The organism is Streptomyces sp. NPDC053755 (assembly GCF_040677675.1).
In the GTDB taxonomy this organism is placed as follows: Bacteria; Actinomycetota; Actinomycetes; order Streptomycetales; family Streptomycetaceae; genus Streptomyces.
The window spans coordinates 158900-174508 of record NZ_JBFASK010000003.1; the positions used below are offsets into that span (position 1 = coordinate 158900).

Annotated in this window: 10 protein-coding genes and 1 pseudogene; 2 read left to right on the forward strand and 9 right to left on the reverse strand. The window is 73.5% G+C overall.

Annotation, left to right across the window (positions count from 1 at the left end; translation table 11 throughout):
* Positions 1 to 29: 29 nt before the first annotated feature.
* Positions 30 to 404: pseudogene (locus tag AB0K65_RS05360) on the reverse strand (Uma2 family endonuclease); the annotation flags it as partial.
* A gap of 365 nt (positions 405 to 769) precedes the next feature.
* On the opposite strand from AB0K65_RS05360, the gene AB0K65_RS05365 reads away from it, so the two are divergent.
* Entirely contained in the window at positions 770 to 2296 is a 1527-nt protein-coding gene (locus tag AB0K65_RS05365) for an FAD-binding oxidoreductase (RefSeq protein ID WP_365714386.1), read from the forward strand.
* Here the strand turns inward: AB0K65_RS05365 and AB0K65_RS05370 are convergent.
* From AB0K65_RS05370 to AB0K65_RS05385, 4 genes are all read right to left on the reverse strand, one after another.
* Positions 2251 to 4251, reverse strand: a complete 2001-nt coding sequence (locus tag AB0K65_RS05370; protein WP_365714387.1) for a BTAD domain-containing putative transcriptional regulator — start codon at positions 4249 to 4251, stop codon at positions 2251 to 2253. The two genes, AB0K65_RS05365 and AB0K65_RS05370, sit on opposite strands and share 46 nt — an antisense overlap.
* A 234-nt stretch (positions 4252 to 4485) precedes the next feature.
* On the reverse strand, positions 4486 to 6012 hold the full coding sequence (locus tag AB0K65_RS05375; protein ID WP_365714388.1) for an FAD-binding protein: 1527 nt from the start codon (positions 6010 to 6012) through the stop codon (positions 4486 to 4488).
* Between the two features lie 154 nt (positions 6013 to 6166).
* Complete coding sequence (locus AB0K65_RS05380; protein ID WP_365714389.1) at positions 6167 to 7369, reverse strand: MFS transporter; 1203 nt, start codon at positions 7367 to 7369, stop codon at positions 6167 to 6169.
* 93 nt (positions 7370 to 7462) lie between these two features.
* Complete coding sequence (locus AB0K65_RS05385; protein WP_365714390.1) at positions 7463 to 7915, reverse strand: carboxymuconolactone decarboxylase family protein; 453 nt, start codon at positions 7913 to 7915, stop codon at positions 7463 to 7465.
* Between the two features lie 334 nt (positions 7916 to 8249).
* On the opposite strand from AB0K65_RS05385, the gene AB0K65_RS05390 reads away from it, so the two are divergent.
* Positions 8250 to 9611, forward strand: a complete 1362-nt coding sequence (locus AB0K65_RS05390; protein WP_365714526.1) for a PLP-dependent aminotransferase family protein — start codon at positions 8250 to 8252, stop codon at positions 9609 to 9611.
* Positions 9612 to 9957: 346 nt separating this feature from the next.
* Here the strand turns inward: AB0K65_RS05390 and AB0K65_RS05395 are convergent, their stop codons facing one another.
* The 4 genes from AB0K65_RS05395 to AB0K65_RS05410 form a co-directional block, all read right to left on the reverse strand.
* Positions 9958 to 11523 (reverse strand): FAD-dependent monooxygenase, encoded by a 1566-nt coding sequence (locus AB0K65_RS05395; RefSeq protein ID WP_365714391.1) that lies wholly within the window; start codon positions 11521 to 11523, stop codon positions 9958 to 9960.
* Between the two features lie 37 nt (positions 11524 to 11560).
* Positions 11561 to 13138 (reverse strand): class I adenylate-forming enzyme family protein, encoded by a 1578-nt coding sequence (locus tag AB0K65_RS05400; protein WP_365714392.1) that lies wholly within the window; start codon positions 13136 to 13138, stop codon positions 11561 to 11563.
* A gap of 284 nt (positions 13139 to 13422) precedes the next feature.
* Complete coding sequence (locus AB0K65_RS05405; protein ID WP_365714393.1) at positions 13423 to 14052, reverse strand: NAD(P)H-dependent oxidoreductase; 630 nt, start codon at positions 14050 to 14052, stop codon at positions 13423 to 13425.
* A gap of 108 nt (positions 14053 to 14160) precedes the next feature.
* On the reverse strand, positions 14161 to 15405 hold the full coding sequence (locus AB0K65_RS05410; protein WP_365714394.1) for a transposase: 1245 nt from the start codon (positions 15403 to 15405) through the stop codon (positions 14161 to 14163).
* Positions 15406 to 15609 lie beyond the last annotated feature (204 nt).

Below are 15609 nucleotides of genomic sequence, written 5' to 3' on the forward strand. Positions count from 1 at the left end.
CAGGTCAGGCCGTTGTGCTGTCCGCAGCAGTCCGCAGAACTACGGAGCTTGACGGTGCGGTCGCGGTGGGCGGATTCCGGGGAGACGACCTCGATGACGAGCTTGACGTTCTCCGGGGCGTACTAGGTGCGGTCCGGGGCGTAGGGCAGGTCCGTCAGCAAGAGGTCCGGCTCGGGGCGGTTGCGGGCGTCGAGGCGAATCGTCATCTCGCGCTCGACTTCGAAGCCGGTCGGCGCCCGCGTCATGAGCGCGGTGGTCAGGGTGGTGACGAGGCGGCCGTGCCAGGCTCGCTGCGGCGACATCGCGAAGACGAGAGCTCCGTCGATCAGCTCGGTGTGGCGGGGTGCCTCGGGGAGGGGCCCGAGGTCCTCCGCGAACCAGCCTTCCGCGAGCGGCGGGCGCATCCAGGCGGGCAGTCCGGTCCTGGCTTCACGGCTGCGGCCGAGGGTGATCTCCTCCGGCGGGAGACTCTCACGGAGGCCCGCCCTTCGGTCTCCGCAGTCGGCAGTCCGCGCCCCAGCCGACATCCGCGGCCCTTCGCGTGCCCCATCCGACACCGCCCAGCACCCCTCCCCCGAAGTGGCCGAAACACACCTGACGGATTCGCCCCGGTTCGGGGTCGGGCGGCGGGGGTCGTGGGGGCCGCGCGCATAGTCTTCCCCGGCCGGGGGAGGGAGCGCCGACCGGGTGAACCGTCGGGCGGTGGCCGCTGACATGACGCGGGCTGCCGGGTCCCTTCGCCGTCTTCGGCCGATTCCAGGGGGGAACCATGATCCATCGACGTACACTCCTGCGCGCCGGCGCCACGGCCGGCGCGGTCGCCGGCCTCGGGGCCGCCGCCGCGCCGTGGGCCGCGGGGGCCGCCGAGGCCCGGACGCCGTGGGGGAGCCTGCGGGCGCGGCTCGGGGGTGAGCTGGTGCTGCCGGGGGACCCGTCGTACGCGACGGCGAAGCAGTTGCAGATGGCGCGGTACGACTCGGTGCTGCCGAGGGGCATCGCGTACTGCGCGAGCGTCGCCGATGTCACCTCCTGCGTGCGCTTCGCGCAGGACCACGGGCTGGCGACGGCCGTCCGCAGCGGTGGCCACAGTCAGGCCGGCTACTCCACCTCGACCGGGCTGGTCATCGACGTCTCCCGGCTGAACGGCGTGCGGCCCGGCGACGGGACCGTGCGGGTCGGGGCCGGCGGCCAGAGCGTCGACATCATCAACTCCCTCGCCCGGTACGGCATCCAGGTCTCGTCCGGGACGTGCCCGACCGTCGCCGTCGGCGGCTGGCTGCAGGGCGGCGGTTTCGGCCTGACCGCCCGCAAGTTCGGCATGGGGGCCGACCGCCTCGTCTCCGCGCGGGTGGTCCTCGCGAACGGCTCCGCCGTGCGCTGCTCGGCCACCGAGCACCCGGACCTGTACTGGGCGCTGCGCGGCGGCGGGGGCGGCAACTTCGGCGTGGTGACGGAGTACGAGGTGCGGCCGGTCCAGGTGCCGTCGGTCGTCCTCTACAACCTCACCTTCGACGGCGGCCAGGCCGTCGAGGTGGTCAGGGCGTGGCAGGAGTGGATAGCCCAGGGGCCCCGTGAACTGGCGGGCGAGCTGTTCCTGCTGCTGCCTGAGGACTCTCCCGCCGGTACGCCGCCGACCGTGGTCGTCTCCGGCGGCTACCTGGGCTCGCGCGACGCCTGCGACCGCGTCCTCGACCGGCTCGCCGACGGCCTCGGCCTGCGTCCCGCGAGCCGCGAGGTCGACGAACTGCCCTATCAGCAGGCGCTGATGACCGTCTTCGGCTGCGCGGACCGTACCGTGGCCGAGTGCCACCGGGTGGGGTACTCGCCCCACGCCCGGCTGCCCCGGGAGAACTGGGCGACCTACCGCAACACCTTCTTCTCCCGGCCCTGGACGCGCGCGACCGCCGAGGCCGCGGTCTCCGCCCTGGTCTCGGACCCGGCTCCCGGCCAGTTCCGCTTCCTGGGGCTCTTCGCCTACGGAGGCCGGGTCAACGACCCCGCCCCCACCGACACGGCCTTCGTCCACCGGGACTCGCTCTTCGAAGCGGGCTTCCAGGTCGGCCTCGCCGACGCGGAGCCGGCCCCGGAGCAGCGGGACCGCGCCCAGTCCTGGGTGGACACCGGGTACGCGACGCTCGCCGCGGCCTCCGGCGGGCGGTCGTACCAGAACTACATGGACCCCGCACTGACGAACTGGAGGCAGGCGTACTACGGGCAGAACTACCCGCGCCTGCGCACCGTGAAGCGGGCCTACGACCCGTACCGCTTCTTCCGGTTCCCCCAGTCCGTGGACTGACCCGTCCGCAGCGCAACGGTGGGATACGGCGCGCCCGCTCCGCGCGGGGGCAGGGCGCGCCAGCCGCAGCGGACCGGCGTCTGGTGCCGCTCGGCTCCGCCCGTACGGGGAGGCCGGGCGCCCGAGAGGGCCAGGTGGAACAGCGGCGCCACCCGCAGGGCCGGGTTGCCGTACAGCGTGGCCGGGATGAGGAGGTGATGGTCGGCGAGGAGTTCCACCGAGCGCTCGACGAAGGGCAGGGAGCGCTGGAGGCGCAGGGAGAGGTACTCGACCGGCACGTCGGTCCAGTAGGCGCGGCTCAGCTCGGCGAGGACCTCCCGGGCGCCGTGCGGAAGGCGGGCGGCCGCCCGGAGCAGGAAGCGTTCGACGTCCAGGTGCGGGCCGCTGAGTTCCTGGAGCCGGTGCTGCCGGTCGGCAAGCCGGACGGCGAAGTCGGCGAGGCTGCGCCCCTGCCACGGGGCGATGCGGCTGCCGAGGGCGCGCAGGGCGAACGGCAGCCCCTCGCAGTAGGAGGCGAGCCGGGCCAGGGCCGCCGATTCGCCGGGGGTATCGCCCGCGCCCGCGGTCCGGGCGAGGAGCTGGGTCGCCTCGGCCTCGGGCAGTGGTCCGAGGGTGACGGTGGTGACGCTGCCGGGCAGTCCGGTCGTGCGGCAGCGGGAGGTGACCACGACGACGGTGCCGGGGTCCGCGGGGAGCAGCGGCAGCACCTGGCTGGTGCCGGCCGCGTCGTCGAGCAGCAGCAGGAGGCGGCGGCCGACGGCCCAGCCGCGGAACGCCCGGGCCAGGTCCTCGGTACGGTCGGGCAGGGTGCGCCGGTCGTGTCCGACGGCGGCGAGCAGCCCCTTGAGGGCTTCGGCGGGCGCCTGCGGTGTGCCGTCCTCCTGGTGGAGGGTGGCGTGCAGCTGTCCGTCGGGGAAGCGCTCGCGCAGCCGGTGCGCGACCTGGAGCGCGGTCTCGGTCTTGCCGATCCCGGGCGCTCCGGTGACGGTGACGATCCGGGGGCCCGAGGCGGATCCGGGGCCGGTCACGGCGCGTTCGATGGCGGCCAGTTCGTGGTGCCGCCCGACGAAGCCGTCGACGGCGGCGGGCAGCAGGAAGGGGGCGCCGGCGGCGGGGGCGGGGCCTTCGGGGTGGGGCCCGGAGGGCTGGGGGTGGTAGGGCTGGGGCCGGTAGGGCTGGGGCGTCCGCTCGTCCGCGCCGTCGAGCACCTCGCGCTGGAGTTCGCGCAGACGGCCGGAGGGTTCGAGTCCCAGTTGTTCGGACATGGCGCCGCGGAGCTTCGCGTACGCGGAGAGTGCCTCGCCGCGCTGGCCGCAGCGCTGGGCGGCCGTCATGAACTGGGCGCAGAACTCCTCGTGCAGCGGGTGGAGGTAGGTCAGCTCCCTGATCTCCTCCAGGATGGCCTGATGCCGGCCCCGGGCGAGGTCCGCGCTGATGCGCTGTTCCAGGGCGCGGAGCCGGAGGTCCTCGAGGCGGGCGGCCTGCGCGGCGAGGACGGGGCCGGTCTCGATGCCCTCCAGGGCGGAGCCGCGCCACAGTTCGAGGCCGCGGCGCAGGGCGGAGGCGCCCTCGCGGGACTCGCCGCGGCCGAGGGCCTTCTGGCCCTCGCGCAGGCGTCCCTGGAAGTCCGAGATGTCGAGCTGGCCGTCCCGCAGGGGGAGCCGGTACCCGTACGGGTGGGTCTCCAGTAACTCCTGTCCCCGCTCGGGCCCCCCGTCGTCGTGCGGGTCGCCGAGCGCCTTGCGCAGTTGGTAGACGTAGGTCTGGACGGTCTTGCGGGCCCGCTTCGGCGGGCTCTCGCCCCACAGCTCGTCGATCAGCAACTCCATGGGGACGACGCGGTCCGCGTGGGTCAGCAGGACGGCGAGGACCCTGCGGGCCATCGGCGCGCTGGGTGTTCTCAGCTCCCCCTTCACTCGTATCTCCATCGGTCCCAGCAGGGCAAAGTGCAGCATCACAACGTCCTCACCGGTCTAAGACTGCGGTCGCGCGACGTCCCTTCGCCGGGCGGGCGGGGGCGACGCCGGTCGCCCCGCGCCCTGGCAGGCACGTTTCTGCCCCACTCCGTGCCCTTCCGGCTGACCGTCGCGCACGGTCACGTTCCGTACGAACACCGCCGTACGAATCTGTCATGATGGCGAAATGTCGCCCATGGTGGCGGCCCCGGAGAGGGGCGGCGCCGATGAGGGTCAGTGCTCGCCGCGGATCGACAGGTGGTGGCGGAAGACTCCGCGCGGGTCCCAGGTCGCCTTGACCGCGCGCAGGCGGTCGGCGTTCTGCCCGTAGAACAGCTCCTCCCAGCCCGCCTCCGAGGTGTTCCACTCGGGATCGGCCAGGTCGGCGTCGGGGAAGTTGACGTAGCAGCCGGCGTGCTCGTCGCCCGGGACCGGGACGCCGCCGGTCTTGGCGTGCAGGTCCCGGTAGAGGCGGCGCATCCAGTCGACGGCGGCCTCGTCGCGCTCCGGGTCCTGCCAGGTGTTCATGAAGAACGCCTGGAGCACGGAGTCGCGCTGGACCGAGGCCGTGACGTCGCCCGCGACCGCGTTGATCCGGCCACCGTAGGACTGCAGGGCGATCAGGCTGCTGTCGTGCGGCGGGTTCTCGGCGTCGAGGTGGTCGAAGAGCGTGTCGACCTGCTCGTCGGTCCACCGGCGGCGCAGGAAGGACGACTTCACCTTCTGGCGCCCGACCTCGGCGTCCTGGGCCGCGGCGAGGGCCTTCTTGGCGTCGAGCCAGGGCAGCACCTCGGTGGGCAGGACGACCGGGAAGTCGCCGAGGCCGCGGATGATGTCGGCGGTGTGCGCGGCCAGCAGCCGGTCGGCGTCGGGGCGGGTGGCGTCCACGTGCGCGAAGGCCACGGCGCCCAGGGGGGCGTCACCGCCGGGACCGGGCCGCCCGTTCAGGATCAGACCGCCGAAGAGGGAGGTGTACGGGGAGTCCGGCCCGCTGTTCTCCTCGTGCCAGCGGCCGAAGTTGCCGACGAGGGTGCGCAGCGCGGCCCGGTCCAGCGCCTCGCGGGGGAAGAGGACGGTGCCGGTCAGCACGGAGTCCCAGGGGCGGGGCAGCGCGTCGCCCGGCTCGCCGCCGCGGGCGGCCGGCGAGCGGAACCAGTAGCGCGTGACGATGCCGAAGTTGCCGCCGCCACCACCGGTGTGGGCCCACCACAGGTCGTGGTGCGGGTCCTCGGGGTCGCGGCTGGCGACCACCGCGCGGGCTTCGCCGGAGGCGTCGACCACGACGACCTCCACGGCCAGCAGGTGGTCGGCCGCGAGGCCGTGGGCGCGGCTCAGCGAACCGAAGCCGCCGCCGGCGACATGGCCGCCGACGCCGACGGTCGCGCTGTCGCCCGCCGGGAGCGCCACGCCCCAGTTCTCGTACAGGTGGCGGTAGAGGTCGGCGATCCGGACGCCGGGCTCGACGGCGAACGCCCCGCGCTCGGTGTCGTAGGACACCCCGCGCATCTCGCCCAGGTCGACGACCACCTGGACGGAGGGGTCGCCGGCCACGTTCTCGTACCCGTGACCGCCGCTGCGGACGGCGATGCGGTGGCCGTCGCGGACGGCCTGGCGCACCACGCGGACGACCTCGTCGGTGGAGGTGACGACGTGGAAGGTGTCGGGCCGCGCGGTGAAGCGCTTGTTCAGTCCCCTCCGGGACAGCGCCTCGTAGGCGTCGTCGCCCGGGCGTACGGCGGAGGAGGAGAAGGTCTCTGTCATGACGGTCCTTGCGTCGCGGGGTCGGGGAGCGTGCGGACCGGAGGTCCGTGACGCCCATGAGGAACAGGGGGAGGGAAGCCGGCTCCCCGTGCGCGGGGGATGAGGAGCACGGGGAGCCGGCCGTTCGCCGGGGCCGGGCGGGCGGCCCCTGGTCTCACTCGGCGACGGTCGCCTGGCGCCGGGAGCCGCCCACGACGAAGAGCGTGAGGACGGCGAGCGCGGCACCGATCCACAGCACGCTGGTGGTGGAGATGCCGTCGACGGCGAGGCCTCCGAAGAGCGCGCCGAGCGCGATCGAGAGGTTGAAGGTGGAGACGTACAGCGAGGAGGCGGCCTCGGTGGCGTCCGGGGCGGCGTCCAGGATCCAGGTCTGGAAGGTGACCGGCACCGCGCCGTACCCCAGGCCCCACAGGACCAGGATCGCGCCGGCCGTGAGGACGGTGGTGTCCGCGAGGGCCAGGACGGCCATGGCCACGGTCAGGACCACGGAGATCCCCATGACGGTCTGGCGCAGCCGCTTGGCGATGAGCGCTCCGGCGATGAAGTTGCCGCAGATGCCGGCGATGCCGAAGGTCAGCAGCAGGACGCCGACCATGTTGTCGTCGATGCCGTCGTCCTGGAGGATCGGCCGGACGAAGGTGTAGGCCAGGAAGTGGCCCGTGATGACGAGGAACGTCATGGCGATGCCGATCCGGACGCCCGCGTTGCCCTTGAACACCTTGGGCAGGTCGGCGAAGGTGATGGTCCGCTCGGCCGGGACCTTCGGCATCAGGATCACCATGGCGGCCAGCGAGACCAGGCCGAGGATGCCGACGACCGCGAAGGCGGTCCGCCAGCTGCTGAGGTCGCCGATGAACGTACCGGTCGGCACGCCGAGGACGGAGGCGGTCTCGACACCGCCGAAGATGACGGCCGTCGCGCGGGGGACGTGCTTCTCGGGCACCAGCCGCAGGGCGATGCCGCCGGCGATCGACCAGAAGCCGCCGACGCTGATGCCGACGAGGAACCGGGCGACGAGGACGACGGCGAAGGTGTCCGCGAACGCGGAGGCGAGGTTGGCCGCGCCGACCAGTCCGATCAGGACGGCGAGGACGAGACGGCGGTCGACGCGGCCGGTGGCCACGGTGACCAGGGGCGCCGAGATGGCGGCGACGATGCCGGGGACGGTCACCATCAGGCCCGCGGTGCCTTCCGACACGTCGAGGGCCGTACCGACGGGGGTGAGCAGGCCCACGGGGAGCAGCTCGGAGGTCATCAGGGAGAAGATGCCCAGGGTCACGGCGAGGACGGCGAGCCAGCCCTTCACGGGCGAGCGGTCCCCGCGGGTGGCGGGCGCTGGGGTGTCGACGGAGGTCACGGCTGCAACAGCCCTTCATGAGGATGGTGGTCCACGGCGTGCCGGGGGCGGGAGCCGCGGGGTCGGCCCCCGCCCCCGGAGGGAACGGCTCTCTTACTCGGTGCCGGGGGTCTTGCGCGTGGCGACGTTCATGCGGTTCCACGCGTTGACCGTGAAGATCAGCGCGATCAGCTGGGCGAGCTCCTTCTCGCCGAAGTGCTTCGCGGCCTCGTCCCAGACCGAGTCCGGCACGCCCTCGGGGAGACGGGTGACGGACTCGGTCAGGGCGAGTGCGGCCCGCTCCTGCTCGGTGAACAGGCTCGACTCCTCCCACGCGGAGAGCTGGTAGATCCGCTCCTCGGTCTCCCCCGCCTTACGGGCGTCGGAGGTGTGGTAGTCGATGCAGTACGCACAGCGGTTGACCTGGGAGGCGCGGATCTGCACCAGCTCCAGGAGGACGGGGTCGATGCCGTCGCGGGCGGCGGCGTCCAGGGCGAGGACGGCCTTGAAGACCTTGGGGGCGACGGCGGAGAAGTTCATGCGCTCAGGCACCTGAAAAGTTGTCATGCCATGAATCTAGGAGCGGAAACGGCCCAAGGTATGGTGCATTCTCATGGAAGACTCGTGGGTCAATTCCTCGGAGCCGGACACCACGGGCCCGACGGCGGACGTCACCGAACCGACCGAGGGCCTCACCGGCAGTGCGGCGGGCGTCACCGCCAGTGCGGCGGAAGCGACGGACGGTGCGACAGGGCCCGCCGGCACGGGCGGCCCCACCGAGACGGACGGCCCTGCCGACACGGCGGCTGACGTCGGTGACACGGCCGGGGGCACGGGGCCGCCCCCCGGGGCCGATCTCCATCTGGAGCTCACCGGTGAGGGGAGTCTGCGCACCCAGCTCATGCACGCGCTGCGCGAGGCCGTACGCTCCGGCAGGCTCCTCCCGGGGACCCGGCTGCCGCCCTACCGCAGCCTCGCCGTCGACCTCGGGATCGCCCGCAACACCGTGGCCGACGCCTACGCCGAGCTGGTCGAGGAGGGCTGGCTCTCCGCCCGGCAGGGCTCCGGCACCCGGGTGGCGCGACGGGCCGTCCCCTCCGAGCCGAAACTCGCCCGCCGCCCGCAACGCCCCACCCGTCGGCGGACCGTGCACGACCTGCTGCCCAGTTCTCCCGACGCGGCCGCCTTCCCGCGTGCCGCCTGGCTCACGTCCACCCGGCGGGCCGTCGCCGCGGCCCCGAACAGCGCCTTCGGCGTCGGCGACCCGCGCGGCCGGCCCGAGCTGCGCGAGGCGCTCGCGGAGTACCTGGCGCGGGCGCGCGGGGTGCGCACCGAGCCCGACCGGATCGTCATCTGCGCCGGCTTCGCGCACGGGCTGCGGCTCGTCGGCTCCCTGCGCGAGGGCCGGGTCGGCGTGGAGTCCTACGGCCTCGACTTCCACCGGGACGTCCTCGACGAGCCGGAGCCGCGCACGGTCCCGCTGACCGTCGACTCGCACGGGGCCCGGATCGAGGAGCTGCCCGGGACCGGGGCGCGGACGGTGCTGCTCACGCCTGCCCACCAGTTCCCCACCGGCGGGCCGCTGCATCCCGAGCGGCGTGCGGCGGTCGTCGACTGGGCGCGCGCGTCCGGCGGCCTGATCGTGGAGGACGACTACGACGGCGAGTTCCGCTACGACCGGCAGCCGGTGGGCGCGGTGCAGGGCCTCGACCCCGACCGGGTGGTCTACCTCGGTTCGGCGAGCAAGAGCCTGTCGCCGGCGCTGCGGCTCGGGTGGATGGTGCTGCCGGGCTGGATGGTCGACGACGTGCTGGCCGCGAAGGGCTCCCGCGAGATGTGGTCGGGGGTCGTCGACCAGCTGACGCTCGCCGACTTCATCGCCTGCGGGGCGTACGACCGGCACCTGCGGCGGATGCGGCAGAGCTACCGGCGCCGGCGCGACCTGCTGGCGAGCACCCTCGCCGAACGCGCGCCGCACATCCGGGTGAGCGGTATCGCGGCCGGCCTGCACGCGGTGCTCGAACTGCCCGAGAACACCGAGGAGGAGGCGATGCGGGCGGCCAAACGGCAGGGGCTCGCGCTCGACGGGCTGCGTGCCTACCGCCATCCCGACAGCACGATGCCGCCGCGCGACGGCCTGGTCATCGGGTACGGAACGCCGCCGGACCACGCCTTCGCCGCCGCCCTGGACGCGCTGTGCCTCGCCCTTCCGGACTCCGTGCAGGAGGACCGCCCGGGGCCCCCGCCGGTGCGCGGGAGGTGACCCCCGCGGGGGGCGGGATGCCCGCAGGGTGCCTACGGCAGCCGTGGGTAAGGCGGCAGTCGGCACCACCGCGGTCGGGGTGCCGGTGGTCGGCACGCCCCCAGGGCCCGTTCTCCACCGGTCCGTCCGCCGTCGGTCCGTCCGCCGTCGGTCCGTTCGTCTTCGGTCCGTTCGCCGTCGGTCCGTTCGTCTTCGGCAAGGCTGCCCCGGGTCCGTCCGCGGTCGGTCCGCCCCTCGTGAGTCCGCCCGTGGCCGGTCGTCCGCGGGCGCGCCGAAGGCGCCGCCGGGGCCGAGGCCCCGGCGGCGCCGTGGATCACGCGAGTGAGGTGCCGGGCACCCTCCGCTCCTACTCCCCGCCCGGTGTCAGCACCAGCGCCAGTTCCGACTCCAGGCGGTCCAGGTCGTGGACGTGGCCGTGGGCGGCGATGTGGCCGTCGGGGCGGATCAGGTAGTAGCCCGGGCGGGTGCACAGGCCCTCGCCCGCGGCCGTGCCAGGGGACGGGCGCAGCAGGCGCAGGCGCGGGTGGCGGGACGTGATGTGACCCGTCTCCGTCGACCAGCGGGCGTCACCCGTCGGCGGCCGGACCAGCAGCGTCCAGGCCGTCGGGTCCGCCTCCGGGCCCGCGATGCCCAGCGCGAGGGCCGCCCGGCGCGGCAGGACCGCGCCCGGCGCCGCCACCCCCGGAAGGCGACCGCGCCACCGGCAGCTCCGGCCGGAAGGGTGCTGGCCGGACCGCTCCGCGGTGTAGGCGAGCCGACGGCCGGCGAGCACCGGGGCGAACAGCCGGGCGGCGGCCCCGGAGCGGTCCAGCAGGGTGAACGCCGTGTCGCGGAGGTTCGCCCACCGGGGTGTCCGCGCCGTCAGGGCACGGGTGTGCAGATCGGTGTCCCGCACGATGCGCCGGGTCGCCTCCGCCCGCTCCGTGGCGTACGTGTCGAGCAGCGCCGCCGGAGAGTGGCCGCGCAGCACGGCCGCCAGCTTCCAGGCCAGGTTGTGCGCGTCCTGGAGGCCGTTGTTCATGCCCTGGCCGCCGGCCGGGCTGTGCACGTGCGCCGCGTCCCCGGCCAGGAAGACCCTGCCCCGGCGGAAGTCGGTGGCGCGCCGCGCGTGCACCCGGAACACGGTCTCCCAGACCGGCTCGGTGAGGGTGACGCCCCGGGGCCCCCGGGTGTCGACGATCTCCTGCATGGCCGCGCGGGACATGGTGCCGCCGTCCGGCATGACCGACAGGAAGCGGAACACCCCTCCGGGCTGGGGCACGACGACCAGGGTGCCGTTCATGGTCTGGTAGTACGCGATCTCGTCCGGCGGCAGGTGGCCGTCCACGTACGTGTCGATGAGCGCGAACGCCATCTCGTACGTGTTGCCCTCGAAGCCGATGCCCAGCTGCCCCCGCACCGCGCTGCCGGCGCCGTCGGCGCCGACCACGAACGGCACGGCGAAACGCTCCACGGCGCCGTCCCCGTGCTCCAGGACCGCCGTGACGGTGCCGCCGGGCTCGATCCGGCCCGAGAAGTCGACGTCGTCCAGGCAGAGCAGCCGTACACCGCGCTCGACCTTGCCGCCCAGCGCGTGGAGCCGCTCGGTGAGGATGCGCTCCGTCTCGGGCTGGGGCAGCTGGCGGGCCGCCAGGTCCTCGGTGAAGGTGAGGGAGGCGACCGGCCGCCGGTCGGAGAAGTAGCGGAACGCGTGGACCGGGACGGAGACGCGGTGCACCTCCTCGCCCACGCCGAGGTCGGTCAGGATGTCCCGCACCCTCGGCCACAGCGACAGGGCCTTGGGCACCGTCGCGGGCTCGGCGGCGCGGTCGACGATGCGGACGCGGACGCCCCGGCGCAGCAGTTCGCACGCGGTGAGCAGTCCGGTGGGGCCGCCTCCGACGATCAGTACGTCGGCGTCGCCGGCAGTCACGAGCGGGTCCTCCTTCCTGTCTCCGGGCCGTTCCGGGTCATGCCGGGCGCTGTTCGGCGCGCCGGCGCAGCCGGGCCGAGAGCTCGATGCGCTGCACCTTCATCGTGGCGGTGCGGGGCAGCTCCGAGAGCTTCATCTGGACGGGCTCGGCGAGCTGCGGCCACTCGGCGATCGCGGAGCGCCAGCGGTCGAGGTCCAGCGGCAGGTCGTCGCGGGTGGAGACCACCGGCACGCCCTTCTCGCCGGGCCCCGGGACGACGACCAGTTCGGTCAGTTCGTCCAGGCGGCCGAGGACGGTGTCCTCGATCTCCAGGGTGGAGTGGATGCCGGGGATGGAGTCGACCTCGCGGTCGAGCAGGTGCAGACAGCCCTCGTCGGTGCGGTACCCGAGGTCCATGCCGCGCCACCAGCCGCCGTGCACCTGGGTGTCGTAGCGCTCCCGCTCGCCGAAGTAGCCCAGCGCCCGGCCGGCGGCCTGCACGTCGATGTAGCCGGGGTTGTCCCGCGTCACCTCCTTGCCGTTCCGGCTCACCAGACGGAACTTGGTGTCGCTCGGGAAGGCGTAGCCCTGGCAGCGGCCGTCGGCGCCCTGGGCGGTGGCGCGGGTGAAGCCGCGGCCGACGAGCGGGCCCGTCTCGCTCTGCCCGTAGATCTGGTAGAAGAGCGGCGAGCTGCGGTCGGTGGCGTGCAGCAGCTTGTGCATGGTGCTGGGGTGGATCGCGTCGAACGTGGTGCTGAAGTACTTGACGTTGGCGAGCGGCCGGAGCGGGTGGTCCACCAACTCCTCCCACTCCATGAAGGAGTTGGGGTGTGACTCGATGAACCCCGGCCGGGTCTCGGCCCACAGCTCGGCGGCCTTCTGCGGGTCGGCGTCGTTCATGACGACCATGCGGTGCCCGCGCGGCAGCAGCACGGCGAGCGCGAGCGGCATCCGGGAGTGGACGTACGAGACGTGCAGGGCGACGGTCTCCCGCTCGCGGATCATGTCGAAGAGCTTGGCCTGCGGGCGGTAGCGGCCGTGCAGGGTGCGGGCGGAGTGGACGACCAGCTTGGGCAGCCCGGTCGTGCCCGAGGTGTGGGTCATGAGCGCGGGCAGGTCGGCGTGCGGCACGACCGGCTCCTGCCGCGGCGCGCCGGCGAAGTCGTCCAGGGAGACGGCGCCGGGGCGGGACCCGGCGACGAGGATCACCTTGCTGGTGATCTCGGCGAGCGGGGCGTCGGCGAAGGAGCCGTCCAGCTTCGCGGCGTCGGTGACGAGATAAGGGCTGCCCAGGCGGCGCAGCAGCGCGACCACGCTCTCGGCGTCCAGCGCCGGCGACAGCTGCACGGGCACGGCGCCTATCCGGGCGACGGCGCTGGAGAGAATGTTGATGTCGAATCCGTTGGACTTGTGCAGGGCGACGTGCTCGCTCCGGCGAATTCCCGCCGCGTACAGCCGGGCGGCCATGTCGTCGATGTGCTCGGCGAGCTGCGCGAATGTCAGCTTCCGCCCGGCGTCCGGGAGGAGATCCATGTCGTGGTCGAGGATGATGAGCTGGTCGCCGTGTTCGACAGCGGCCCGCTCGGCCACCAGGCCCATGTAAAGACCCTTGTCACTGGCCTTGACGGGAAGCATATGTATCGCCCCTCAGGTCGTTTTCCCATTACACCGACGGATGCACTGCAATGAATTCTTCAGAATGGCGGGAGGGAGTTGAAGAGAGCCCGGAGGTATCCGTCAGATATCCGTCCCCCTTCTGCTTTTCCGTCAGGTCGCGGAGGGCGGCGACCCGGTCGGCGGAGATCCGGAGAAACCGACGCCTCGGGGGAGCCGGGCAGGTCGCGGACCGCCCGGCGGAACGCACCGGTGGGAGGCGGCCCCGTGGTGGGTCCGGAGGCGGCCCGCGGCCCTGCCCGGGGTCACGCGGGGCGCGGGACCGCGCGGATCGCGGTGGCGATCTCCACGGTGCGGCGCGCCTGGTACTCGATGGCCGCGAGGTTGTCCTCGTCGACGTTGCCCGGCTCGTTGCGCGAGACGCTGCTGACGCCGTACGGGTTGCCGTTGGTGGCGGTCAGCTGGATCGGGTCGGCGACGCCGGGCGGGACGATGATCGCGCCCCAGTGGTAGAAGGCGTTGTTGAGGGCGAGCAGGGTGCTCTCCTGGCCGCCGTGCAGGGTGGCGGTGGAGGTGAACGAGGACATGACCTTGTTCACCAGGCCGCGCCGGATGTGCAGCGGAAGCGTCTGGTCGATGAACTGCTTGAGCGACGCGGCGGGCAGCCCGTAGCGGCCCGGCGTGCCCCACAGCACGGCGTCGGCCCACTCCAGGTCGTCGAGGGTCGCCTCCGGGATGTCCTGGACGGAGGCGAGGTGCTCGGCCCACGCCTGGTTCCAGGTGTCGTTCTCGGGGACGACGGACGTGGTGGTCAGCTCGGCGGTCCTGCGCAGTCGCACCTCGGCGCCCGCCTTCTCGGCGGCCGCCGCGGCCGCCACGGCGAGCTGGTGGACGTTGCCCTGGGACGAGTAGTAGATGACGGCGACGTTGGTCATGTGCGGGTGCTCCCTCGGCGTTCGGCTCGGACGGCTCGATCCTTGGACGCGACGCGTACCCCGGCCAACAGCCGGCGGGACGATCCGTCAACTGGGCGGACAAGTACGTCAGATCATGCGGACGGGTCCATCAGGTCCGCCGGTCAGGGGCGCGCGCCACGGTCTGGCGCGGCCCGGTCCGCGGCTCAGGACGGTCACGGCGTGGGCGGCGGAGGCGAGGGTGGCGTGCCGGTGCCAGCCGGTGAACGAGCGCCCGGAGAAATCCCGGATCCCGACGCCGTCGGCGACCTCCTCCAGATCCCGGTCGACCTGGCGGGTCAGCCGGGCGAGCCGGAGCAGCTCGCCGGAGGTGTGGGAGGTCAGGTCGGTGAGCCAGAGCTCCGCGGGCCACCTGCCGTGCTCGGAGACCCCCATGAGAAGGAGGGGGCCCGTGTGCCCGGTCCGGCGGCCGTCGGGGACCAGGGACGTGCGCAGGGTGACGACGAGACTGCGGCCGGCCCTGTCCTCGCCGGGACGCGCACCGGGGTGCCACATGTGCCAGACGGCGGACATGATCTGCTGCGCCGTCATGGCGGCGCCCCGGCGCGGGAAGGCGGGCTCGTCCACGGTGAGCCGGAGGTTGCCGTCGACGCGCAGCAGCATCGGGGTGTCGGCGGCGCGCAGCCGCTGGACGACGGCGCTCACGTCGGTGTGCCGGGCGTCCATCACGACGGGCCTCACCGGCAGCCGGGAGCTGTTGATCAGACCCAGGTACGCCCTGACCGAGCACTGGCCGAGCGTCTCGGGCTCCTCGCTGTCCGGTATGGACGCCTGACGACGCCTGCGCCGGTCCGCGAGCCAGGCGTGGGGCAGGTACAGCCGCCAGTTCAGCGGGGTGCTCCAGTCGGCCGACGCGGACCAGACGCCCACCGCCTGCTGGGCGTTGACGACCTGCCCGAGCGTCGGTACGAAGCGCCGTTCCACGCCCACGGACGTCTCCCCGGCCTTGGGGATGACCAGGGGGTGGACGACGTACGCCTCGGGCTGGGCGACCCGTTCCACGTGCTGGGCCAGGGCGCGCCGTACCGGCACCCAGTCCCATGTGGAACCGGCGATGAAGTGGTGCAGGCTCTGTTCCTCGGCGTCACCGCCGAAGAGCGTGGCGATGTTGCGGATGGACTTGCGCCCCTCGGCCTCCAGCAGGCCGCGCACGTAGCGCATCCCCTTGACCCGCTGGTCGCTGCGCGGCATCGAGGAGAACAGCTCCGCTCCCAGCTCCGCGAGGACCGCGTCACCGGCCCTGGCGCGCCCCCCGCCCCCGAGTCTCGCGTCTTCCCCGATGGGGTCGGCGTGCAGCAGCATCGTGCCATTCATGGACTTCCCCCTGTTCGTGGCGCTGTGGTCGGCGTGGAGCGTCACACGGGCGGACCAAGAGGGGGCCAAGGATCGGCATATGCACAGCCCAGCGCCGTCGACCGGCCACTCCGGCGCGCGGGCGCGGAGCCGTCCGCCGGGCCGCCGGCCGGCCACTCCGGCGCGCGGGCGCGGAGCCGTCCGCCGGGCCGCCGGCCGGCCACT